Here is a 20,492-nt window from a genome sequence, read left to right on the forward strand (position 1 = left end):
GACCAAAGTGCCACCCTGTCAACGAAATACCGGTAGGGGCAACCGGAACGCCACTGGTAAGCTTGGTATTTCAGTTATGACTTGGCAAATTCAGCCGTCTCGTCAAGCATTTCCGGATACCATTGTTCTATGGTCGGCAAGAAATGTTCGCGGATACGGGCCACCTGTTCCGGTGTCAGATCCTCCCGCCAAACGCCAGCCTGCCCCTTGGCGAAGAAACTTTTCATCCCCCTGGGCTTTTCGCTGAATCCCAGCGTTTCTTCCTGCTTTTTCATCGCTTCAAAACTGTTGGCTTTGATGGCGCGTGCAAGTCTGGGGTTATCAAATTTGACGCTGAGGAATTTCTCAAGCAATGAGCGGACGGTTTTGGCCGGTTTGTCCAGCATATCTTCGTAGCGGATCACGTAACGTGGCAGGCCCGGCGCGGTCGTCCAGCTTTTGATATGATCGTCCCATCGACCAAGTGCATCATATATCCCGGTTTCAGTTCCCATGACACTGTCAGGATTTGCCATGCGTTCAATTGCGGCATCAATATCGGCAGACTGGTGACGAGCAAAAGATGGGGCAAGGTCAAAAGGGTTTCTGATCAGATAGATAGCGCCTTGAGTTACCTCAGGTGGAATCAAATCAGCACCAAGGTAATTCACCGCCTGACAGTGGGTTTTGACAAAATGGCTGCCCTGCTTGGAGGCGGCGATCAGACGAATGGCCTTTTGACGGATATTGGCCCATTCTTCAATTGTTTCCCCACGAAACGGTTTTCCTGCGGCGGCATCAAAGAAATCCTGCCGGACATCCCCGGTGGTGAATTTGCGCAGATTGTTGATATCAGGAGCCATCCCAGCGGGCATAAAGTAATGCGCCAGCAAGCTGCGAATCCATGTGTTTCCCGATTTTGGGTAAGAGGCCAGCCAGATGATGCGCCGTAGATCACTCATTCCAGATATCCGAATTTTTTCATGATCTTACGATGATCTTTCTTGACGCGTTTAACAAGCTGTGGGGTCAATTGCTCCTGCCACTGGCCCGTTTGACCTTTGACAAAGAAACGATCTGTCTTATCTGATCCTTCAACAAATCCGTGTTTTTCTTCTTGCGAAGACAATTCTTCAAAACTTGAGAACTTGATGGCACGCTTGAGGCGTTCTTTCTCAAGCGGAATACCGATATGTTTAACTAATTTTCCGAATGCGACTTCTGGCTGACCCAACATGTCTTCATAGCGCAGGATGCAAGTTGGATATTCTTTTTTTGGTTCAATCCAACTACTGACATGTTCGGACCAGGATCCCAAAAATTGGTGCACGGTATTAAGGCCAGCGGGCGCAGCGTGATCGCTTCGCGAGAAGGCTGCAACTGAATCTGGAATCGAGACACCATAGTGCCGAGAATAAGAAACGATCACATCCAGTGGATTTCGAATTATGTACACTGCCGATCGAGTCACATTTGCCGGAATCAGCTCGTGTCCGAAAGCAGAACTGCAGATATTATGTGTTTTGACCAGATTAACATCGGCGTTATTCGCAACGATCCCGCGCAGAACTTTAGGTCGTAAAGCCACGGAAACATGAACAGAAGTCAGATCGGCGTCTTCGCCACCGACCATCCTGTAGGCCTTCGAGATCGAGTCGCCCATTCCAAACCGGTTGACCTGATTGATTGATACCGGTTTGTCGGCATTCATTAGATAGTTTGCCAGAAAAATCCGCACCCAAGTATTGCCTGACTTTGGATAAGACGCCAGCCAAACGATGCTTTTCTTCATAGGATACGTTGCCTGCGCAAAAAGGAGTGAAATACACCCCTTAAAATAGAAATAGCAGGAGAGGTTGCCCCCTCCTGCTTAGACTTTCCAAAGCTATCAGAAGCTCAGGTTGATCGTTGTACCAACTGCAGTACCGTCCACGTCGGCGCCAGCTGTGTTCTTGGCTTCTACGTCTACGACATAGATGTCCCAGGAAACGCCGGTGCCCAGGCTACGGCTAGCACCCAGTTTATAAGCTGTGTACTCTTCTTGGCTGCCAGGAGCGTCCGATTCACCTTGGTAGGTCGACAGACCAAAGGTCCAAGGACCAGGTGCATCAAAGGTTGCGCCAAGGCTCCAACCGTTTACGTCATTTACGGTTCCTGGGTTGTCGTTTTCGCCGTACGAACCACCGATGGTGATACCGTTAAAGCCAACCGATGCGCCAAGGCCCCAAGTTTCAGCTGTACCACCGACTGGTGCTGCGCCAGCAACGTCGCCTGTACCCCAGCGAGCCGACAGAGCAACGTCTGCAGTGCCAACGGTGGCCGAGTAAGCAACAGCAACGTCAAAGATGTCGCTCAGAACACCAGCTGCGTTTGTGTCGATACCAGAGCTGAATTCCTGGCTTGTGTCACGAGCATACGAAACACCAACCTGGAAGCCATTGAAGCTAGGGGTACGGTACGAAATACGCTGCGAGTCGTTGTTGCCGCCAACTTCAGTGTACGTAGAGATCATGGCTGTACGGAACTGGTTGCCTGCGGTCAGAGCTGCACTGAAAGGAATGAAGGCCGAAACCGAAGGCGAGTTGATGAACATCAGGGTCGCTTCAGGTGCGCCAACACTCATACGGTAACCTTCCGAGTTCTCGGAACCGATGGTGATTGTACCCAGGTTGTCACCGCTGATGGTGATATAGGTTTCGTCGATGGTGTCACCGGAAGTGGCACCTTCCAGCTGGATGTTCACACCGAAGGTCAGACCGTTGTCCAGAGTAACCGAAGGGGTGAAGTGGATTTCGCCGGACTGGAATACGTCAATGCCGTCCAGATCCATACCAGTTGCGAGCGTGCCGGATACGTCAGCGTAGCCAACGCCTGCGCGCTGGTATCCGCCCCAGTCCATGTTCCAGTCTTGGGCCGAAGCTGGTGCTGCCATTGCGATGCCGAGTGCGATCGCGCTGGTGCTAAGAAGTTGCTTTTTCAAGGGGTGTCCCTCCTCATAGTAGCAGGAATGTTACATGTTCCGCCGTCCCCGTAGTTGGACACGACTTGGGAGATGGAATGCTGCAAACACCCCCTTGGTGTCAACGAATGCGCCCCTCGCCTGCCTGAAGTTGCCCGCGATGTGACGTTTAAATCACACACTCCAAAGTCGGCCATCGCACAATTCGGTCTAAACCTGACAGGATTCACCTTATTTCATGCAATCTTTCAGAATTACCGGCATTCTGGCCAGAGTCGGCAAAGCAATGCGTTTACCATTGCCGCAGCTGGAAAGGCGCGGCCAGAACGACCGCTGCGTAGTGCCCTGACCAGAATCAGAATCGTCCGATCGGCGATTAATCAACGAAATATCAACATCCCGCAGACAGCCCCAGAATCGTCCGTGCCTGCCCCGGGCTTGCCACGGGTCTTTCGTACTGTGCGCAAATCTTGACACACCGCTCAACCAAGGCTGCGTTTGAAGGCGCCAGCCTATCGCGATCAAGTCGAATGTTATCTTCCAGCCCCGTGCGGGTGTGTCCCCCGGCCGCTATGGCCCATTCATTGACGACAAGTTGGTTCGGACCAATCCCCGCAGCACACCATTGGGCGTCGGGCGCGCGGTCTTTCATGATTTTTACATAAAACTCAAACACCTCGCGATCCGCCGGCATGGCGTTTTTAACACCCATCACGAACTGTATATATAATTGACCATATAACAGACCCGCGCGGTGCATGCGGATCGCATGCAGGATATGGCTAAGGTCGAAAGCTTCGATTTCAGGCACCACTTGGTGTGCGATCATTTCAGAGGCCAGCCACGCCACCAGTTCGGGAGGGTTTTCATAGACCCGAGTCGGAAAATTGTTCGATCCCACCGAAAGCGAGGCCATATCCGGCCGCAAAGGCAACATGCCGCCGCGTTCCGCCCCAGCGCCCGAGCGCCCGCCAGTTGAGAATTGCACAATCATGCCTGGGCAATGTTTGCGGATACCTTCACCCAGGCGGGCAAACCGATCGGGATCGGAACAGGGCAGACCTTCGTCATTGCGCACATGGCAATGGGCAATGGCTGCCCCTGCCTCAAACGCGGCATGGGTGCTTTCAACTTGCTCTGAAATGGTGACAGGCACCGCCGGATTGTCAGCCTTTGTCGGAACTGAACCGGTAATGGCAACACAGATGATGCAAGGGAGGGACATGGTGCCTTACTCTTCGTACTCTGCCAGAATCTTTTTGGCCGAGCGGAAACATTCAATTGCCTGCGGCACACCACAATAGATGCCAACGACATGGATGATAGCCCGGATTTCTTCCTTACTTACGCCATTGGTAATAGCGCCGCGGCAATGCACCTCCCATTCGTGCATCTTGCCCAAGGCCCCCAGCATGGCCAGGTTGATCATGCTGCGTGTTTTGGGCGGTAGAGCATCATCGCCCCAGCCAAAACCCCAACACCAGGCGGTCATTGCCTCTTGGAACGGTCGGGTGAAATCGTCAGCAGCGGCCAGGTTATTCTCGACATATTCAGCGCCCAAGGTTGCTTTGCGCTGCTTCAGCCCTTTCAGAAACAGATCTTCGTCGAATGTATCCGGCATATAATCCTCGTTGTGTTGTTCTGCGCCTGCCTCGCCCATGTCAAAACGCACTATCCATGAGCGCAGGAAAGAAAAGACGCCCAGGCATCTGTCCTGCTATGGGTACTGTGCATTCAATTCACGCCGCAAATCAACGTCAAACGCATTATTTGAGCTTTGGCTGCGGCGCATAAGGCTCGGGGATGATGTTCTGAGTCGAGAAAGGAGGCCGCTGGTATTCGGGGTGTTCCGGGCGCTTCCCGAACTTGATGGCAACGGGTGCGGTATCCTGGTAAGGAATCTGGTCAAGGAAATGCGCGATACAGTTAAGGCGCGCGTGCTTTTTTACGTCGGCATTCACCACATGCCAGCGTGCCTCGGGGATATCCGATCGGGCCATCATCTCATCCTTGGCCCTGGAATACTCTACCCATTTCTTGCGCGACTCCAGATCCATCGGCGAGAGCTTCCAGCGTTTCAACGGATCGGTCAGGCGTGACTGAAAGCGGCGTTCCTGTTCTACGTCACTGACCGAGAACCAGTATTTGATCAGGATGATACCTGACCGCACCAGCATCCTCTCGAGTTCGCAAACAGAGGTGAAGAATTCTTCGTATTCCTCTTGCGTGCAAAACCCCATCACCCTCTCAACGCCTGCGCGGTTGTACCACGAGCGGTCAAAGATGGTGATTTCACCCGCCGCAGGCAGGTGTGCGACATAGCGCTGGAAATACCATTGCGTGCGTTCCCGCTCGGTTGGCGCCGGCAAGGCAACGATTCGGGCCACACGCGGGCTCAGTGACTGGGTCAGGCGCTTTATTGTACCCCCCTTGCCCGCCGCATCGCGCCCTTCAAAGATCACGGCGACCCGCAGGCCTTCCTGCTTGACCCATTCCTGAAGCTTGACCAGCTCAACCTGCAGATCGGCCATCGCCGCTTCGTATTTACGGTTTGAGATCTTGCAGGATCGAAGTCTGGTGTCTTCAGCAAATTCCTTGGTCAAGATGTTACCCCTCTTCCACCAATGCAGCACAGTCTTACCATAAAGGAATCTGCTCTCTCACGTAAACTAAACCTATTCTTGTGCTGAATCCGAAGCATCGGGAACCGTCGTTTTCTCGGGCATGGCTTCGCTGAAACGGCCGGCGCCGGCGCGCATTTCCGATCCCGCCTCCTGGTCTTTGTTTGCAGCATCCAGATCGTCAAGACGAAGGCCTGCATGCCGATAGACAGGATGCCCTGCCGCTGCCAGCCCGCGCAACCGGGCTGCAAGACTACGCTTTTTAGCCACCTGATGCGGTTGGAAATCGTCGTAGTCGCGCGGACCGTGGTCCTTACCCGGCACCAGATCACCCGCGGCAACGGCCTGATCAAAAAGCGCCTGCCCCCTGTCATTTCGGACAATCACACCATTCAAACCAGCGTCTTCCCCAGTGGGCGTTCCCCCTGGCCAGATGTCTGCTGCGGCGATATCAGCGGCCTCGCCAATCGCGTCAGGACAAAGCTTGCAACGGGTTTGAATTCGCCAGCCGGATTCATCCTCCCAAAGCTCCTGATAGGTTTTTTCAAAGGCGCGCCCATCCTTCGTTTCCAACCGGGTGCGCCCCGGGTTGCCAAAACCACGGTAGCGGAAAACGGTCAGTTCATCCTCGGTCAGGCCATATTCATCCAGCAGTGCTTGCGATTTGCCAAGATCTGACGCCCCGCCGCAAACCATTACCAACAGCGCCACCAAGTGTTGGTCGATCCGCGGATCATCCTTGGCACGGGCACGCACCGCCGTGGCGTCACAAGGCTTTGCAATTATACCAAAGGGCTGTTGTCGTTCCAGCGCTGCCTCAAGTCCCGATAACGTATCGCTTGGGCCATAACGTGATCCGGCACGGGCAACCACCTGGCTGGGCGTTTCGCTGAACATCCATTTCGACCGCATTGGGCGCTCCGGGTCAGCAGCACAATGCAGGATGAACTTTGCTTTTCCACTGCGCAAAAGATGCGCGCCAAGGGCCGTAAGAACGCCACCGGTAGCGGCGCGAAAACGCGTGTCGGCATCCCCGGCCCAGGCCTCTGCCATGTGAGTGTAGCTTCCCCAGACCATATCCGATTTCGTGCCCCCAGCTGACGCTTCGACAAAAGCACCGGGACACGCCCTCAGTATCTCGGCGTCTGCACCAGGATTTGCAGGTTTCAACGGCGCAGGGCGCAACCGCCCCTCGACCGTCATGGTCATGCGCCAGCGGTCGGGTGCGAGCGCCTGACAAAGGCCGCATCCGATGCAAAGACCGCTTTCAACCACGTCGCGGATCGACTGCGGATGGCATGCGGCATTCGGGGTATCTGGCATATGAACAAGCCTTTCGTAGCTCTAGACGGTTGGCCCGCATATCTTTGCAGGAAGCAGCTGAGCTGCACTAAAATGCGCAACGCCCGGAAATGCAAGAAAGGCCCTGGCCTTGGGTGCGGGAAAACCACATTGCCCAAGTTTGGCCAGTAAATCGTCCCGGCTCAGAGGTTTGCCCGGCGCACCGCGCTGCACTGCGCATTCAGACACAAATCGCGTACCGTCCATCAGTATCACTGAAACCTTTTCAGGCGCCTGCGGACTGACATCGCCCAAACCTGGCGCCAGCGGGTAAGGTATCGCGGTGACTCTGGCCTCTAATGCCGAAATATCGGACCGCTTCAGTCCTTTATCGCTGAAATGCAACGGGTCGATGTGCCCGTCCTGCAGCGCGCAAGCCACACACCATGTCACACTGAACCGCGCCTCATGCGGATCTGCCGGCTGGGTGAAGCGCGCAACTTGATGGTACGGCTGCGCGATATCAATCTGTACGGCCCTGATTTTTGCGGCATCAAAACCCGGTTGTTCAGCAATCTGCAAAGCCGCATCAATTGCACGCAATGTGTAGCCGCAAGAGGGTGAGAGTTTTCGGAAAGGGGGATAATCAGTAATGCACGGCGGATTTTCGGGCCAACCCGGCGCGTTGCGTGGCGCATAAAGCGCGGCGAAACCATCCTTTGCCTCATATACCTCCAGCGCGGCACCGATCCCGCTGGCAGCGGAACAGGCTGAATCGACAGCGTTTCGGGCAGCCAGGCCAGCATGTAGGGCCTTGGCATCGGTACCAAACTGCGCCTTCATACCTGCGGCCTGTGTCATCGCCAGCGACAGGGCGCTGGCAGTTTGATCCACGGTCAATTCCAGCAGGTAGGCCACCGCAGCGGCAGCACCTATGCCCGCAAGCGTCGAGGTGGCGTGCCAACCCGCGATATAGTGACCATACCCAAGCGCAAGCCCGAGCGCCAGGATCACTTCATAGCCCGCAACATAGGCCGATTCCATCTGGCCCAGCGTGACCGTGCGCCGGGCGGTCATGGCTAGAATCGCAGGCACCAGAACGGCACTGGGGTGGGTCGAACCCGGCTCTTCAAAATCGTCGAAATCCAACGCATGAGCCGCGGTGCCCCAAAGCAGGGCCAACCCGCTTGCGCCCTTGCTTTCAGAAAGTTGCAACATTTGCGAGACAGCCCTTCTTTGCGGCGAGGACCAACCGGCGCGGATGCAGGCAGCGGTATCCAGAAAAGACTCGCGCGCAATCAAGCGTGCAGCCTGTGGTGGGGCCGCACCCAAAACGCGTTCCGCCATCTGAAGAAGCCGCGCATCAGGCCCCATTGCACCGCTGCCCGTCATGACCCTATCCCAGACGTATCGCGATATTTTTGGTCTGCACGTAGTTCCACAGCGCTTCGCGCCCTTTTTCGCGTCCATACCCGGATTTGCCAAAACCGCCAAAGGGGGTTTCTACGCCGCCTGCAAACCATTGATTGACGAACACCTGTCCGGCCTGGATCTGGCGCGCGGCGCGCGTCGCCCGATCAAGGTCGCGGGTAAACACGCCGCCCACCAACCCGTATTGCGTACCATTGGCAATCTTGATTGCCTCGGCTTCATTGCGGAATTTCATTACCGACAGGACCGGCCCAAACACTTCATCCTGCGCGATGGTCATGTCAGGCGTGACATTTGCCAGCACCGTGGGTTCCAGAAACGCCCCGGGGATGTTCATCTTGCGCCCGCCGGTGGCGACGGTGGCGCCTTGGCTTTCCGCCTCGGCCACCATGGCTGCTGCGCGGTCACGTTGCGCCTCGGACACCATGGCCCCCATGTTTGCCCCCGCCTCGGCACGCTCGATCCCTGGCCCGACAGACAGGGATTTCGCAATATTTACAGCGCGTTCCACCATCTCGTCATGACGGCTTTCATGTACGATCACGCGGGACATCGCGGAACAGACCTGCCCCGCGTTGAAATAAATTCCCCAGCGAATGTCGTTCTCGAAGGCTTCCAGATCGGCGTCGTCATGCACGATGGCCGCCGATTTGCCGCCCAACTCCAGCACGCAGGGCACCACGTTGCCCGCCGCCGCTGTGGCGATGGCGATGCCGGTGCGGACCGAGCCGGTAAAGACAATCTGATTGACGTCCGCGTGACTGCTCAGCGCCGCCCCCGCCTGATGGCCCCACCCGCACAGGATATTAACCGCACCTTTCGGCAGCCCCACAGCCTCGGCGGCATGAGCAAACCAGGCGTTGGTGATCGGGGTCATTTCGGGGGTTTTGATCACAGCCGTGTTGCCGGTAGTCAGCGCCGCAGACAGGGACCGCGCCGTCATCTCAAGCGGATAGTTCCATGGAATGATCTGCGCCGAGACGCCGTAAGGCGCATTTTCGGTGAAATCAAACAAGCCCGCCCCAAGCGGGATTGAGCGCCCTTCAACCGTGGAGGCCTGATTGCCGTAATATTCGAAATAGAGCGCGGCACCGTGGACCTCTCTTTCAGCTTCCCAAAGGGGTTTGCCCTGTTCAAGCGTTAGGGTCCGAGAAATTTCGTCTATATTATCAAGCAAATAGCGCCCCATAGCCTGCACAAGGCGCCCGCGTTCAATCGGCCGCAGGTCGGACATCACGCCAGACAGGTGTACGCGTTTCGCTGCTTGGACGGCCCGATCCACGTCCGCCTCATCGGCCAGTGCGTGTTCAGCCAGTTTTTCACCGTTGCCGGGATTGATGATATCCACGCGACCCGCGCCGCCATCGACCCATGCGCCGTCAATATAGTTCTGCCAATATGGTTTCATGCCTGTCCTCTAAATCTTGATCCGGTGATCATACAGCCGATCATAATGCGGCTTCATCCGCCGGTATACCTGCTGCACCCTTGGCGGCGTGTCACTCAGTTCAACATATTTGCGTTTTTGCGGCACAAGCCCGGTGGATTGGGCCAGATTGGCATGGAATGATCCACCATCCCACCAGCTATGCGCCGACGGATCGCCGCCCGGCTCCCAGGTCAGCGCTTCAGGCAGGAACGGAATGCCGACCGCAGCGCAAAAGGCGCGCGTCATATCGTGCGGATTCTCCAGCAAATCATCGCTGTCGATCACCGGCGGTGGCGTGCCATTCAGCGCCCAAAGCAGATCAAACAGCGCGCGCTGTTCAGGGAAACCCACCTCGCCCTCGTGAAAATCGGGCCATTTGTGATGCATCGAGGTGATGGTTTTCGCCGGATCGCGGATCAGAAAGGCATGGGTGAAATTCGACAGGAAATCCGGCGTCCACATATGGTTAATGTAATGCGGAAAATCCTTAAGGAAAATCGGCCCTTGTTCGGCCTGCGCCTGTATATTGCCCCACACGGATTCGAGCGTAAGGCCAGGTGTCGTCGCATCGCCGGGCTGAAACCGCTGCCAAAGCGGCTCTTCCCCCTGATACCACGCCTCGCCAAAAGGTTCGTGCAGGCATTCCATATCGCCGCGCTGGCGCATCATCCATTCAAACGCGGTTGAAGTGGAGCGGGGCACTGCCCAGAGAGCGACGATCTTATGCATGGTTCTGCCTCCGGCGGGAGTATTTGGGGAAAAATGAAAGCGATGGCGTCATAAGCTGCTAAGCAACCGGCCCTGCGGCGTCGCGGGCGCAAGGCCCAAGGTCTTGAAAACACGCCAATATAGCGCCGTGTCATGGCCGATCACCGGCTTGCCCAGCCGGTCTTCCAGCATTCTCGTCAGATGCAGCGGGCGTTGCGGTAACCCGTCGGGACCACTGCGGAAATTGCACATGCCGTTGATCAGATAAGCATCGGCATTCGGGGCCTGCTCGGCCACATAGTCAAAAGACTTTGCCGCCAGATCACCGTCAAAAACCCAGCGGCAATCATTCACCGCCTCTTGGCTGTCAAACCAGCCCTGATCGTGGAAATTGCCCGCCCAAAGCACGTCAAACCCGGCCTCGCGAAGGAAGCCAACGGTGCCCTGCCACCATTCCGGCCAATGGTAGGCCGCATTCAGCGCCACCTTTTCCACATTCATCGCGCGCAGGGCCTCGACCATGGCATAACCGGCCATGTGAAACCGGACCCCGTATTTGTCACTCAGGTCCTCGCAATGCTGGCGGATGCCCTCGACCCCCAGACCGCTGGCATGCACCCAGTTGCTGCCCACCTGCCCGGCCACATCCACGCCATTGCGCGCCATGCAATGCACGAAATCCTCCATCATGCCGAAATTCTGCTTTCGCTGGTTCAGCCCGTGTTTGTAATCCGGCACATGCAGCATCCAGCCATGCACGCCGACAGTCTCAGGCGCCATGCGCAGGAAATCGCTGGGGGCGGCGTCATAATCGAACGGCGGGCAGGTAAATCCCACCTGATGCGGGAACAGCTTGTGCTCGGGGCGCCAGTCTTCAGGCATCAGCATCGTCATGTTTCCCTCTTGGATGGGGCCTCAAAGCCCTGATGTTGTGGGATGTTTTCCAGATCATGCAGCCATTTCACCTTTGAGCGCATCACCACCTGCGGACTTGGCTCATAGACAGTCGGATCATCCAACGTGGCCGCATGCAGATGAATTTCCCCGGACCACTGATCCGACCGGAAATAGAGCCGTGTGCCACAGGTTTGGCAAAACCCGCGATATGTGCCGGGCGAACTTTGATAGTGGTTTGGATTGCCAGTCCACCACACCTTGTCCGGCTCAAGCCCGATGAATGCGGTAAAGGGCGACGAGGTGGCCTTTTGGCAGTCTTCGCAGTGGCAGACAAGGCTACGCGTGATCGGGCCGGAATAGACCCACGTCACTGCACCGCACATGCATCCTCCTGAAAAGTCAGCCATCCACCGCCTCGCGCATCCATCGCTGCAGGTGCATCACTGAATGCTCGGAATTCACCCCGCATTTGGGATCCACCACCAGAGGTCCGGGCACATATCCCCTTGATTTCAAACCCTTCTGTACCGATTCGACCAGATGAATGTCCTCTTCCACCGTGGTGGCACGATCCTGAATGGCCATGCGGCGGACGGTCTCGTTATCCTCGCCGCTAACCGAATACCAGCCACGCCAGACCACCACATGATCGGCGTCCACAGCGCGCCAGTGATAGGTATTCAGCAGGTTGCCGGGATAAACCTGAAAGCTGAACATCGGCCAAAGGAACCAACTGGAATACTTGTCAAAATTTTCAAAGCCCGAGTGGATGTCATAGCTCATCTGATCCAGCGAATTGCACTCGGTCGTGTGGCGCAGGCAATGGCCCTGCGGCTGGATGTCATAGGTTTCGGGGCGGATCACACCGGTGGCAAAGGTCGGGTGGTTCAGGCTGCAATGATAACATTCCGAGTAATTTTCAACCGAAACCTTCCAGTTGCAGTTTTCCGGTATTTCCACCCATTCCAGCGGTTTGAGATCAGCCCAGTTGGGCACAAATTCTTCGAGTTCCGTGCGGGCATTCGGAAACCAGTCGTCCATCGGCCTTGCATCCGGATCGAGATTGACAAAGATGAACCCCAGAAACACCTCGGTGCGCACGTCTGTCAGGCAGATCTTGGATTTATCAAACCCCTCAACCGCCTTGATATTGGGCCCGGCGCGCAATTCACCGGTTAGTTCATAGGTCCAGGCGTGATAGGGGCAGACCACCACACGGGTTGATCCACTGCCCTGAACCAGTTGATGCGCACGGTGCTGGCAGACGTTGTAGAATGTGCGTATCTCGCCATCGCGCCCCTTGACGCAAAATAGGCTCTCGGCCCCCAGATCAAAGGCGAAATAGTCGCCGGGGTTCTCCAGCTGGCTGGCGTGGCCGGCAAACTGCCACGTGCGCGCCAGCAACCCCTTGCATTCGGCCTCAAAAATTGCCGGATCGGTGTAATAACGCGCGTCAAGGGATCGGATCGGGTCTGTCATTCCGGGTCGTCCTGATAAATGCCAAGCTGATGGCGGCGTTGGTGAAATTTCTCAACCCGTTCAACGATTTCCTCGCTGGAGACGGCAATCACGAACGACAGCAGCGTTTCCAGAAGGGCGATCGTTGAGACAGATGAGGGGAAGAACTGTGGTGTGTCTGCGGCGACAACAAACCGGTGGTGCGCCGACAGGATGATCGGGCTGGCCGGGCTGTCGGAAATGCCAACAACGGTCATCCCCTGCTCGCGGGCAATACGCACGGCCTCGATCACCTCGGCGCGATAAGGGCGGCAGGTCATCGCGATCAGCACATCGCGCCCGTCGGCCCAGGCCAGATCATCCGTCGCCACCGATCCGGGGCGCGGGATGGCGTGAAACTGCGTCATGCCCGTGCTGGCGAGATAGGTAAAGTTGCGGGCGTTGGCGTTATTCACTCCAACTCCCAGTGTATAAACACTGCGCGAAGCCCAGATCGCCTCGGCCGCCGCCTTGAGGTCTTCGGCGCTGATGGCGGCAAAGGTTTCTTCGATATTGCGGATCGTGGCCCCGATCATATCGGCGTAAAGCCCGCCCAAATCGTCGGATTTGCGGATATCCTGCAACCACCGCGCCCGGTCGGGGAAACTGATGGTGCCCTTGCGAATGGCCGCGCGAAACGGCTCGCGGAAATCATCATAGCCCTCGAACCCCACCTGCCGTGCCATGCGCACAAAGGTGTTGGGCTTGACCCGCGCGGCAAGGGCAATCTCGCGCACCGTGGACACGCCCACATCTGCGGGGTTTTCCAGCACGTAGCGCGCCGCCTTTTGTGCCTCGGGCGTCAGGGCATCCCATTCGTCAGTCAGACGGTCCAGAACAGTGTTTGATACATTTGTGTCATTCATGATTGACGATGGTACATATGTGCGATTAGCCTGTCGAGAGAAAACTGCGACTCGTCACACAGGAAAATTTACATGTCGGAAAAATCATTCCCCACCAGCGCCCGCGTGGTCATCGTTGGCGGCGGCGTCATGGGCGTGGGGCTGGCCTATCATCTGGCGCATGAGGGCTGGAGCGATATCGTGCTGTTGGAGAAGGCCGAGTTGACCAGCGGCAGTACCTGGCATGCGGCGGGGCAGATCACTCATTCAACCAGCAGTTTCGGCCTTGGCAAATGTGTGGATTACAACATCGGGCTGTATTCCGGCAAGCTTGAGACCGAGACCGGTCAGGCGGTCACATGGCACGGTTGCGGCTCGTTTCGGCTGGCCTATACGACAGACGAAATGGACTGGTTGCGCCATACACTCAGCGTGGGCCGCTCGCTGGGCTTCAACATCGAATTGGTCGGGCCCGAGCAGATTTCCGAACTGCATCCGTTCTATAACCTCGATGGCGTTATCGGCGCGTTACACACCCCTGACGATGGCCACGTCGACCCCACCAATGTGACCATGGCCATGGCCGCAGGCGCACGCCAGAAAGGTGCCCGCATCATCCGCCACTGCCGCGCCACCAACATCACGCAGAACGCTACGGGCGAATGGGTTATTGAGACCGAACAAGGCACAATCACCTGCGAACATGTGGTCAACGCAGGCGGGACCTATGCCCGGCAGATGGGCGAATGGTCGGGCCTGCAACTGCCGATGACATCGATGACGCACCACTATTTTGTCACCGAAAATGTCCCTGAATTCAAAGACCTGGAAAAGGAACTTCCAGTGATCCGCGATGACCGAAAGGTATCGGGCTATATCCGGATGGAACAAAAACGCGGGCTGATCGGCATCTATGAAAAGGCCAATCCCAACGCGGTATGGCTGGATGAATGCCCCTGGGATTACGAGAACTGGCTGTTTGGCGCCGATTATGACCGGATCATGCCGTGGCTCGAGGAAAGCCTGAACCGCATGCCGATCTTTGCCGATCTGGGCATTCAGCGCGAAGTGCATGGCGCCATTTCCCACCCGCCCGACGGCAACCCGCTGATTGGTCCGGCGCCAGGCGTGCGCAATTACTGGTGCTGCTGCGGTACCCAGATCGGTATCGGCTGGGGCCCTGGCCTGACCCGCGAGCTGGCCCGCTGGATGGTGCATGGCGCGGCAGATATATCAATGCGCGACTATGACCCGCGCCGGTTTGGAAATTACGCAAAGAAAGACTGGCAAGTCATTAAGGCAAAAGAAGATTACTGCCTTCGCCATGAGATTCCATTCCCGCATTTCAACCGCCTTGCCGGGCGGCCAGTCAAACCCTCGCCGATGTACGAACGTCTGAAAGAAAAAGGCGCTGTTTATGAAGAGGTCTACGGCCACGAGCGCCCCCGATGGTTTGCCCGTGACGGCGTGGAACAATGCGACCACTACAGCTTTGGCCGCAACGTGGTGCACGACATGGTCGCGACCGAGGTAAAGGCCGTCAGACAAGCCGTTGGTATCATGGATATTTCTGCCTTCACCAAGGTTGAAGTATCCGGCCCTGATGCAGAAAAGTTTCTCGACCGGCTGGTGGCCAACAGGCTGCCGCAAAAGGTGGGTGGGATCACCCTGACCCATATGCTCAACCGACGGGGCCGGATCGAGCTGGAGACCACTGTCGTGAAGCTGGATGAGGGCCGCTATTATTTGGTCTGCGCCGCCTTCTTTGAACAACGCCTGCTGGATCATCTGAACTTTAACAAGTCCATCGAAGATACTGAAATCATTATGCGATCCAACGATTGGTCCGCCCTGGCACTGAACGGCCCCAAGGCACGCGAGGTGCTGGCGCAATGCACTGATGCGGACCTGAGCAACGCCGGTTTCCGCTGGCTCACCGCACAGGAAATCACCGTTGCAGGGCATAAGCTCTGGGCCTTCCGCATGTCCTATGCGGGCGAACTGGGCTGGGAATTTCACATCCCCCGCAACCATGCCCTGGCCGTCTATGATGCGCTTTGTGCCGCAGGCCAGCCCCACGGCATCACCGACTATGGCAGCTTTGCCATGAACGCGATGCGGATGGAAAAGGCCTTCAAGGGGGCGGGCGAGTTGACCAACGAGGTAACATTACCCGAGGCCGACGTGATGCGATTTGCCCGGCTGGACAAAGACTATCTGGGTGTCGAAGCCACAAGGCAAAGCGTCAAGGCCGCCGAAAATGGGAGTATGGCTTGGGTCTGCGCCTATCTTGAGATCGAACCCGACGGTGCCCATGATGGCCACGGCGGCGAGGCGGTCTTGCTGGATGGCAAGGTGGTCGGGTCCACCGCCTCGGTCGCCTACGGGCACACGGTGGGCAAAATTCTGGCCTTTGCCTATGTCAAACCGCATGCCAACATTGCAGGCACCGAAATCGAGGTGGTCATAGCGGGCAAACCCCGCCCGGCCCGCATTCTTGGCGCGCCCGTCTATGACCCCGACAGCCTAAAACCAAGGATGGACGCATGACGATACCCGAACGCATGAAAGCAATGGTTCTGACCGGCCACGGCGATCTGGACGCCTATGAGTGGCGCGAGGACTGGCCCACCCCACAACCAGGCCCTATCGAGGTGCTGATCCGGGTCGGGGCCTGCGGGCTGAACAATACCGATGTGAACACCCGCTCGGGCTGGTATTCAAAGGCGGTCAACGAGGCGACAACCGGTGGCGCCTACGGACAGGTAGACGACGAAGATCCCACATGGGGCGGCGCGCCGATTACATTTCCGCGCATTCAGGGCGCCGATGTGGTGGGTACCGTCGTGGCCGTGGGCGCCAGCGCCGATCCGGCCCTGATCGGCAACCGGGTGATGATCGACGGCTGGCAGCGTGATTGGTCAGACCCCGACAACAAGGACAAGACCGGCTATTTCGGCAGCGAATGCGATGGCGGCTATGCCGAATATACCAAGGTCGATCCGCGCAACATGCTGGTGGTGCACAGCGACCTTTCCGATGCTGAGCTGGCCACATTTCAGTGCAGCTACACCACCGCCGAAGGCATGCTGATGCGTGCGGGCGTCGACAATAACGATACCGTGCTGGTTCCAGGTGCCAGCGGCGGCGTTGGCGGCGCATTGATACAATTGGCCAAACGCCGCGGCGCGCGGGTGATCGCCATGGCCGCCGAGGCCAAGCACGCAGACATCCGACAGATGGGCCCGGATGTGATCCTGCCGCGCGCGCCCGCCGACCTGCGCGCCGCTTTGAACAATGAAAAGGTCACTGTGGTGGCCGATGTCGTCGGCGGGGCCATGTGGCCACAGCTGATTGACGTGCTGGAACGCGGCGGGCGCTATACTTGCTCGGGCGCCATCGCAGGCCCGATGGTCGAGCTGGATCTGCGCACCTTCTACCTGCGCGATCTGACCTTCACCGGCTCTACCGTGATCCCGCCGCATGTCTTTGCCGATGTCGTCACCTATATCGAGCGGGGCGAGATCAAACCGATGCTGGCCGCCACCTACCCCCTCAGCCAACTGCGCGAGGCACAGGCAGCTTTCATTGCCAAGAAACACACCGGCAATATCGTGGTCGTCCCGTGACCCGCGCACTGTTTGACGCGGCGTTTGAGGCCGCCCGCGACTGGCACACCGCCCTGCCCGCCCTTGGCGCGTTCTGCGACTGGCCAGACGGCGCGCGATTTGCCGACCGCCCGGCTGTGGCCGTCCCGGCCATCACGCATCTTCAGGCCAATCCCGGTGCCGCGACCGCCGCCAGTCAGGCGCTTTGCACCGCGTTGATCGATCTGGCCCCGTATGTGGAATGGCGCCACACCTATACCGAATCCGAGGTCGGTGCCGATTTTCTGCAACGCTATGGCTGGTTTGAACTCATCGGCCCCGACGGGCACTACCTCAGCGACCAGGTCCGCATGACCATCGGTTTCTGGGGCGCGGGGCTGGTCTATGGCCGCCACCAGCACCTCCCCGAAGAGCTTTACTCCGTCGTCTCGGGCGCGGCAGATTTCATGCTCGACGGGGCCGAAACCCTGCGGTTGTCGGCCGGCGACACCCGTCTGCACCCTTCAAACCAACCTCACGCCCTTACCACTACGACTGATCCGATTCTGACTTTCGTGATCTGGCGCGGCGACGGGCTGGCCGATGCTCCACGAATGACAAAAGAATGATTACAGGATAACCACGCCATGAAAATCTCACGGATAGAGGTCTACCAGGTAGATCTGCCGGTGCGGGGCAGGGTCTATCGTCTGTCAGGCGGGCGTGAATATCTGTCTTATGATGCAACGATCGTCTGCATCACCACAGACTGCGGCATGACCGGCTGGGGTGAAAGCACGCCTTTCGGGGCCACCTACGTGGCCGCGCACGCCAGCGGCACCCGCGCCGGTATCGCCTTGCTGGCCCCGGCGCTTCTGGGCATGGACCCGCGCCAGCATGACCGGCTTTGGGATCGGATGCGTGACACGCTCAAGGGCCACCGCGATGCCCGTTGTGCCCTCGATGTGGCCTGCTGGGATATCGCTGCCAAATCCGCAGACATGCCGCTTTGCGACATGCTGGGCGGGAGAATCCCCGGCCCGGTACCGGTAATCTCGTCGATCGGCGGCGACACGCCCGATGCCATGCGCGCCAAGGTGGCAGATCACCGGGCACAGGGGTTCATTGGTCACTCGATCAAGATCGGCGCTACCGAAGCCCAAGGCGGCCCGGCGCTTGATGCCGAGCGCATCCGCGCCTGTCTTGCCGACCGCCAGGCCGGTGAATGGTTTCTGGCCGACGCCAACAATGGCCTCTCGCCCGAGCACGCGTTGCGCATGCTGGCGCTATTGCCGCCAGGACTTGATTTTGTGTTGGAAGCGCCCTGTGCCACATGGCGCGAAACCCAGAGCCTGCGTGCCCGCTGTCATGCCCCGATCCTGCTGGACGAACTGATCCAGACCGAGGCAGACCTCCTACAGGCCATCGCAAATGACATCTGCGACGGGGTCGGCCTCAAGGTTTCCAAACAGGGCGGTGTGACCCCGATGATCCGTCAGCGCAGCATTGCGACAGCGGCGGGCATGGTGATGTCAGTACAGGATACCGTGGGGTCCGAAATCGCTTTTGCCGCCCTCCTGCACATCGCCCAATCCACGCCCCGTGCCATGCTGCGCTGCGCTTTGGACACCCGCGCGATGGTGACCTGCAGCACCGCAAACTTTGAGGCGCCCGTTCAGAACGGCGGCACCGAAGCACCCTACCTGCCCGGCCTTGGCGTCACTCCCGACTTGGCCAGTCTTGGGCCGCCCGTCGCCGTTTTTGAGACCCCCTGACCTTTCATTTTCCCCAAATACTCCCGCCGGAGGCATCCCGCATGACCATGACCTGCACCGCCACCCAGCTAATTGACGATACCCGCACCCGCGTCACCCGGTTTGATTTTGAACCGGGCCAGAAAACCGGTTGGCACCGACATGGTTTCGACTACGTGATTACCGCCATTACCGATTGCCATATGCGGTTGGAACTGCCCGGCGGGGAAATATCTCAGGTGACTGTCCCCGCCGGTACCGCCTACCGTCGCGACGAAGGGGTTGAACACAACGTCATCAATGCCGGCGACGCCCCCATGTCCTTTGTCGAGGTGGAACTGAAATGACTTTCATTTTTCCCCAAATACTCCCGCCGGAGGCGCCCCGCAAATGAAAGTCACTCGACTTACCGTGTATCAACTCGATATGCCCCTGACCGAACCTTATTGGCTTTCCGGCGGACGGCTGAAATTCGAATGTCTGGACAGCACATTCGTGCGCATCGACACGGATGAAGGTATCAGCGGCTGGGGCGAAGGCTGCCCCTGGGGCCATACCTATCTTCCCGCTCATGGCCCCGGGATCCGGGCCGGGGTTGAAACTATGGCGCCCGCCCTGCTTGGCCTGGACCCGCGCAGCCTTGATCATATGAACCGGGTGATGGATGTGCAATTGCCCGGCCACGCTTATGTAAAATCCCCCATCGACATGGCCTGCTGGGATATCGCCGGTCAGGCCGCTGGTCTGCCACTCTGGCAGATGCTGGGTGGTGACGCGGCAAATCCGGTGGCCGTGAATTCCTCGATATCGACCGGCACGCCGGATGAAATGATCGCGCTGATCAACCGTGCGGCCCAAAAGGGCTATACCGTACATTCCGCCAAGGTGGGCGGCGATGACACGGGGCTTGATATTGCCCGGATCGAAGCGATCAGCGCCGCCCTGCCCGACGGTCACAAGGTCACCTTTGACGTCAACCGCGCCTGGACGCCGGGCGTGGCAATCCAGGTGCTCAATTCTGTCAGTGCGCGCGACTGGGTCGAACAACCCTGCGAAACACTGGATCAATGCGCCCATGTGGCCGCGCGCGTAAAAAACCCGATCATGCTAGATGAATGCCTGCACAATTTCACTGACCATCTTCACGCGTGGCGCACCCGCGCCTGCGAAGGCGTCAAAATCAAACCCAACCGGCTGGGCGGGTTGACCCGCGCGCGTCAGATCCGCGACTTTGGTGTCTCTGTCGGCTGGCAGATGCACATTGAGGATTTGGGCGGCTCGGCCCTTGCCGACACCGCAGCCATTCACCTTGCCGCTTCAACCCCGCAGGCCAACCGGCTGGCCAGTTGGCTGTGTCACTACCATCTTGATGTGGATCCTGTCCCCGGTCAGGGCGCGCGCAACATCAATGGCTTTGCCAAACCGCCCTCTACGCCAGGATTGGGCGTTACGCCTGACGCGGCCCTGCTGGGCACGCCCGTTGCCACCTATGAAAGCTGATACC

General features: G+C 58.1%; 20 protein-coding genes. 6 read left to right on the forward strand and 14 right to left on the reverse strand.

Annotation, left to right across the window (positions count from 1 at the left end; genetic code table 11):
* Positions 1 to 74: 74 nt before the first annotated feature.
* From PEL8287_RS08965 to PEL8287_RS09030, 14 genes are all read right to left on the reverse strand, one after another.
* On the reverse strand, positions 75 to 941 hold the full coding sequence (locus PEL8287_RS08965; protein WP_085892057.1) for a sulfotransferase domain-containing protein: 867 nt from the start codon (positions 939 to 941) through the stop codon (positions 75 to 77).
* The gene (locus PEL8287_RS08970; protein WP_085892058.1) at positions 938 to 1,771 is read right to left on the reverse strand and encodes a sulfotransferase domain-containing protein; all 834 of its coding nucleotides are present in this window, start codon (positions 1,769 to 1,771) and stop codon (positions 938 to 940) included. Before PEL8287_RS08970 ends, PEL8287_RS08965 begins: the two co-directional genes overlap by 4 nt.
* A 96-nt stretch (positions 1,772 to 1,867) precedes the next feature.
* Positions 1,868 to 2,959, reverse strand: a complete 1,092-nt coding sequence (locus PEL8287_RS08975) for a porin (RefSeq protein ID WP_085892059.1) — start codon at positions 2,957 to 2,959, stop codon at positions 1,868 to 1,870.
* Positions 2,960 to 3,329: 370 nt separating this feature from the next.
* The gene (locus tag PEL8287_RS08980; protein ID WP_085892060.1) at positions 3,330 to 4,163 is read right to left on the reverse strand and encodes a 3-oxoadipate:acetyl-CoA acetyltransferase; all 834 of its coding nucleotides are present in this window, start codon (positions 4,161 to 4,163) and stop codon (positions 3,330 to 3,332) included.
* Between the two features lie 6 nt (positions 4,164 to 4,169).
* Positions 4,170 to 4,559: a carboxymuconolactone decarboxylase family protein gene (locus PEL8287_RS08985; RefSeq protein ID WP_085892311.1), complete on the reverse strand. Its 390-nt coding sequence runs from the start codon at positions 4,557 to 4,559 to the stop codon at positions 4,170 to 4,172.
* 145 nt (positions 4,560 to 4,704) lie between these two features.
* On the reverse strand, positions 4,705 to 5,541 hold the full coding sequence (gene ppk2 / locus PEL8287_RS08990; RefSeq protein ID WP_085892061.1) for a polyphosphate kinase 2: 837 nt from the start codon (positions 5,539 to 5,541) through the stop codon (positions 4,705 to 4,707).
* 72 nt (positions 5,542 to 5,613) lie between these two features.
* Positions 5,614 to 6,882, reverse strand: a complete 1,269-nt coding sequence (locus PEL8287_RS08995; RefSeq protein WP_085892062.1) for a Coenzyme F420 hydrogenase/dehydrogenase, beta subunit C-terminal domain — start codon at positions 6,880 to 6,882, stop codon at positions 5,614 to 5,616.
* Positions 6,883 to 6,903: 21 nt separating this feature from the next.
* Positions 6,904 to 8,232 (reverse strand): MmgE/PrpD family protein, encoded by a 1,329-nt coding sequence (locus PEL8287_RS09000; RefSeq protein WP_176228599.1) that lies wholly within the window; start codon positions 8,230 to 8,232, stop codon positions 6,904 to 6,906.
* Positions 8,233 to 8,236: 4 nt separating this feature from the next.
* Complete coding sequence (locus PEL8287_RS09005) at positions 8,237 to 9,679, reverse strand: aldehyde dehydrogenase family protein (protein ID WP_085892064.1); 1,443 nt, start codon at positions 9,677 to 9,679, stop codon at positions 8,237 to 8,239.
* Between the two features lie 9 nt (positions 9,680 to 9,688).
* Positions 9,689 to 10,429, reverse strand: coding sequence for a sulfotransferase-like domain-containing protein (locus PEL8287_RS09010; RefSeq protein WP_085892065.1), 741 nt, complete (start codon positions 10,427 to 10,429; stop codon positions 9,689 to 9,691).
* Between the two features lie 48 nt (positions 10,430 to 10,477).
* The gene (locus tag PEL8287_RS09015) at positions 10,478 to 11,302 is read right to left on the reverse strand and encodes an aspartate racemase/maleate isomerase family protein (protein ID WP_085892066.1); all 825 of its coding nucleotides are present in this window, start codon (positions 11,300 to 11,302) and stop codon (positions 10,478 to 10,480) included.
* On the reverse strand, positions 11,299 to 11,712 hold the full coding sequence (locus PEL8287_RS09020) for a GFA family protein (RefSeq protein ID WP_085892067.1): 414 nt from the start codon (positions 11,710 to 11,712) through the stop codon (positions 11,299 to 11,301). The genes PEL8287_RS09015 and PEL8287_RS09020 overlap by 4 nt, the downstream gene beginning before the upstream one ends.
* Complete coding sequence (locus tag PEL8287_RS09025; protein WP_085892068.1) at positions 11,705 to 12,784, reverse strand: aromatic ring-hydroxylating oxygenase subunit alpha; 1,080 nt, start codon at positions 12,782 to 12,784, stop codon at positions 11,705 to 11,707. The genes PEL8287_RS09020 and PEL8287_RS09025 overlap by 8 nt, the downstream gene beginning before the upstream one ends.
* Positions 12,781 to 13,668: a MurR/RpiR family transcriptional regulator gene (locus tag PEL8287_RS09030; RefSeq protein ID WP_085892069.1), complete on the reverse strand. Its 888-nt coding sequence runs from the start codon at positions 13,666 to 13,668 to the stop codon at positions 12,781 to 12,783. The genes PEL8287_RS09025 and PEL8287_RS09030 overlap by 4 nt, the downstream gene beginning before the upstream one ends.
* Positions 13,669 to 13,740: 72 nt before the next feature.
* Here PEL8287_RS09030 and PEL8287_RS09035 point away from each other — a divergent pair, with 72 nt between their 5' ends.
* From PEL8287_RS09035 to PEL8287_RS09060, 6 genes are read left to right on the forward strand one after another with little or no spacing between them, the layout of a single operon-like run.
* Positions 13,741 to 16,197, forward strand: coding sequence for an FAD-dependent oxidoreductase (locus PEL8287_RS09035; RefSeq protein WP_085892070.1), 2,457 nt, complete (start codon positions 13,741 to 13,743; stop codon positions 16,195 to 16,197).
* The gene (locus PEL8287_RS09040) at positions 16,194 to 17,276 is read left to right on the forward strand and encodes an alcohol dehydrogenase family protein (protein ID WP_085892071.1); all 1,083 of its coding nucleotides are present in this window, start codon (positions 16,194 to 16,196) and stop codon (positions 17,274 to 17,276) included. Before PEL8287_RS09035 ends, PEL8287_RS09040 begins: the two co-directional genes overlap by 4 nt.
* A complete protein-coding gene (locus tag PEL8287_RS09045) occupies positions 17,273 to 17,863 on the forward strand; it encodes a dimethylsulfonioproprionate lyase family protein (protein WP_235862260.1) in 591 nt (196 codons plus the stop codon). The genes PEL8287_RS09040 and PEL8287_RS09045 overlap by 4 nt, the downstream gene beginning before the upstream one ends.
* Positions 17,864 to 17,881: 18 nt before the next feature.
* Positions 17,882 to 19,009: a mandelate racemase/muconate lactonizing enzyme family protein gene (locus PEL8287_RS09050; RefSeq protein ID WP_085892072.1), complete on the forward strand. Its 1,128-nt coding sequence runs from the start codon at positions 17,882 to 17,884 to the stop codon at positions 19,007 to 19,009.
* 41 nt (positions 19,010 to 19,050) lie between these two features.
* Positions 19,051 to 19,335 (forward strand): cupin domain-containing protein, encoded by a 285-nt coding sequence (locus PEL8287_RS09055; protein WP_085892073.1) that lies wholly within the window; start codon positions 19,051 to 19,053, stop codon positions 19,333 to 19,335.
* 43 nt (positions 19,336 to 19,378) lie between these two features.
* Positions 19,379 to 20,488 (forward strand): mandelate racemase/muconate lactonizing enzyme family protein, encoded by a 1,110-nt coding sequence (locus tag PEL8287_RS09060; protein ID WP_085892074.1) that lies wholly within the window; start codon positions 19,379 to 19,381, stop codon positions 20,486 to 20,488.
* Positions 20,489 to 20,492 lie beyond the last annotated feature (4 nt).

It is taken from the genome of Roseovarius litorisediminis (assembly GCF_900172295.1).
In the GTDB taxonomy this organism is placed as follows: domain Bacteria; phylum Pseudomonadota; class Alphaproteobacteria; order Rhodobacterales; family Rhodobacteraceae; genus Roseovarius; species Roseovarius litorisediminis.

Coding starts and splice junctions, on each gene's coding strand:
- PEL8287_RS08965 (WP_085892057.1), bottom strand. CDS start 941: ATGAGTGATCTACGGCGCATCATCTGGCTGGCCTCTTACCCAAAATCG.
- PEL8287_RS08970 (WP_085892058.1), bottom strand. CDS start 1,771: ATGAAGAAAAGCATCGTTTGGCTGGCGTCTTATCCAAAGTCAGGCAAT.
- PEL8287_RS08980 (WP_085892060.1), bottom strand. CDS start 4,163: ATGTCCCTCCCTTGCATCATCTGTGTTGCCATTACCGGTTCAGTTCCG.
- PEL8287_RS08985 (WP_085892311.1), bottom strand. CDS start 4,559: ATGCCGGATACATTCGACGAAGATCTGTTTCTGAAAGGGCTGAAGCAG.
- PEL8287_RS08995 (WP_085892062.1), bottom strand. CDS start 6,882: ATGCCAGATACCCCGAATGCCGCATGCCATCCGCAGTCGATCCGCGAC.
- PEL8287_RS09000 (WP_176228599.1), bottom strand. CDS start 8,232: ATGACGGGCAGCGGTGCAATGGGGCCTGATGCGCGGCTTCTTCAGATG.
- PEL8287_RS09005 (WP_085892064.1), bottom strand. CDS start 9,679: ATGAAACCATATTGGCAGAACTATATTGACGGCGCATGGGTCGATGGC.
- PEL8287_RS09010 (WP_085892065.1), bottom strand. CDS start 10,429: ATGCATAAGATCGTCGCTCTCTGGGCAGTGCCCCGCTCCACTTCAACC.
- PEL8287_RS09015 (WP_085892066.1), bottom strand. CDS start 11,302: ATGACGATGCTGATGCCTGAAGACTGGCGCCCCGAGCACAAGCTGTTC.
- PEL8287_RS09020 (WP_085892067.1), bottom strand. CDS start 11,712: ATGGCTGACTTTTCAGGAGGATGCATGTGCGGTGCAGTGACGTGGGTC.
- PEL8287_RS09025 (WP_085892068.1), bottom strand. CDS start 12,784: ATGACAGACCCGATCCGATCCCTTGACGCGCGTTATTACACCGATCCG.
- PEL8287_RS09030 (WP_085892069.1), bottom strand. CDS start 13,668: ATGAATGACACAAATGTATCAAACACTGTTCTGGACCGTCTGACTGAC.
- PEL8287_RS09035 (WP_085892070.1), top strand. CDS start 13,741: ATGTCGGAAAAATCATTCCCCACCAGCGCCCGCGTGGTCATCGTTGGC.
- PEL8287_RS09040 (WP_085892071.1), top strand. CDS start 16,194: ATGACGATACCCGAACGCATGAAAGCAATGGTTCTGACCGGCCACGGC.
- PEL8287_RS09050 (WP_085892072.1), top strand. CDS start 17,882: ATGAAAATCTCACGGATAGAGGTCTACCAGGTAGATCTGCCGGTGCGG.
- PEL8287_RS09055 (WP_085892073.1), top strand. CDS start 19,051: ATGACCATGACCTGCACCGCCACCCAGCTAATTGACGATACCCGCACC.
- PEL8287_RS09060 (WP_085892074.1), top strand. CDS start 19,379: ATGAAAGTCACTCGACTTACCGTGTATCAACTCGATATGCCCCTGACC.